The 2,078-nt window shown below is 36.6% G+C and carries 1 protein-coding gene; it reads left to right on the top strand.

Features of this window, described 5'->3' with window-relative positions:
• Positions 1–1,521: 1,521 nt before the first annotated feature.
• A complete protein-coding gene (locus A7090_RS26860; protein ID WP_241957298.1) occupies positions 1,522–1,947 on the top strand; it encodes a hypothetical protein in 426 nt (141 codons plus the stop codon).
• The last annotated feature ends 131 nt before the right edge of the window (positions 1,948–2,078 follow it).

The raw sequence follows: 2,078 nt of genomic DNA, 5'->3' as shown, positions 1-2,078 counted from the left end.
CCTGTTTACCTCTTTCTCAGGGAGTTTAGTCTCCAGGATTCCCGGGGCGGTTCAGATGCCATTGTCAATAGGAAGTCTATTTTCAAGAAGTTCTGCAGTTAAACCAGAAATATCCGGACCTTTAGTTGATAGAGCCGCACCTAGAAATTGCGTTCTGCTCTCAAGCACGTGTAGTTTGGATGGAGTTACAGTAGTAAACATACGCTCCAGCTCTTATAATATGAGACCACCAGGCGCAGGAGATCGGCAGCCATTACTAACACTGTCACCTTCAGAAGCTCGGTGGTTGAGCCAAATTATAACGAATGACATAAAGAACTCAAATCAATCCTGACGAATGTTCAGGACGCTATCGCCACAGGGATTGTGGTGATGTCAGCGATTGTAATAAATGTTGAGTACTGTTTGTTACGGTGTGCATTGGCTGCAATATAGTTTGATTAATAACCATTATTAATGTATTTTCAGGTATGTATACACAACTCTTCTTCCTCTATCCTGCGCACTGATTGCCTGAATATACGATAATGAGAATTGCTTTTGGTTTTTATCGGCATCCATGCATCCTGATTTTTACAGGCTCAAAGTAACAGGTAACACGAGGCTGCCAGTTTTCAAGCTGAAAATGATACTCTTCAGGTATAAGGATGTAGAGAGCCTGCTTAATCTCATTGTTATGAATAAAAGAACTGTATTTCTTCCAGTATAACGTTGCCGTACCATCTGGTTACTGACCGGTATAGTTTGCAGTGAAATTATCATTGTCTGTCTATAATAACCACTGTTCATAATAAAAACACCTTTATATTTTCTGTAACTATATATCAACAATTTCTGGTGGCATGATGCAAATAAATTCAAAAGATAATTAATAAGATTATTTTTTATAATGATAAATGCATATGGTTCTACAGATGAATTTTATGGGGAGTGGCGTCTTAATGAGAAATGAAAAATGTTCTGATAAATATAACAGGACGAATAAAGAATAGAGTAAGGTATGCTTATCATAAAGAATGCATACCTCTTGCATTGATCCGCAATAAGTGATTCTCTTTCATTCAGAGAGGCTAGAAACATTGTTAGCATTAACTGAGAACAGGACTAATCACTGTCCGGTAAAAGTTACTATAACCAGATCGGAGTTCTTTGCTATCTGGATATTCTATAACTGGTTGAGTGAAAAGGATTGTTGCAGTCTTAGAGGATTTTTCTGCCCCAAAAGTTATGAAATAAACAAAAAATGTTTTCAAACGTTTTGGTTGTTTTTTTGTTAATTTTATTGTTTATTTCAATGTGAAACAAAAGTGATTTCGCGCATTTTTTGTCTAAAAGGTTTATGTTTAGGGGGGCTTTTTTGGGGGAGGGCGTAGTATTGCTGTAAAAAGCAACTGCTTTTTACAAAGAAATTTAATCAGTCCTTCTTATTCTTCTTTGGGTGGAAACACTCCACATACAACTGCAAGAAAAATTGAAGTTGCTAAAACAAGTATCGCTTTTCCTTCTGTTAAAGAAAGAATCATGGCTTTTCAGGAAGCTGTGCAGCAATGCTCAAACAGTCCAATAAATAATACTACATTAAAAGAATTATCGGTAGTCAAAGTAAGCTCATCTCTTAACCATTCCGGTGTATTAAATCATAGTTCTGTATTATCTGTTTCCTCTGAAACAACACCTCCTCAGAATAAAGAAGGGTTGATGGTCTTTCTTGGAAAAGATGGGGTGGGTGAACAGGCACTGAATATTCTTGGTCAACAAATACCCCGCACTTTGAAAGGTAAAGCACCGTATGATATTCTTTTTATGAGCCAGTCTGTTAAGGCTGATTATGAAAAAAAAGCACAACAATATGTTGTTGATAGTCTGAGTGACGCTGACTTAAAAAGTAAAAATGTGAATGTGGCTATCGGGGCGGCTGTAAAAACGACATATAAAAACAACATATAAAAACAACAGGTTGCTTACACCTGAAGAGTTCGATATTAATTCATACAAAAAAGTTTATATTCTTGGTTATGGTAGTGCTGGTGATAACCACATCACTTGTGGAAGTGAGTATCTTGGACATCGTGAAATCA

Origin of the sequence: Escherichia sp. MOD1-EC7003 (assembly GCF_002965065.1) — a bacterium.
In the GTDB taxonomy this organism is placed as follows: domain Bacteria; phylum Pseudomonadota; class Gammaproteobacteria; order Enterobacterales; family Enterobacteriaceae; genus Escherichia.
Note: the sequence above shows the minus strand (reverse complement) of the source record. Positions and strands in the feature narration are given on the sequence as shown.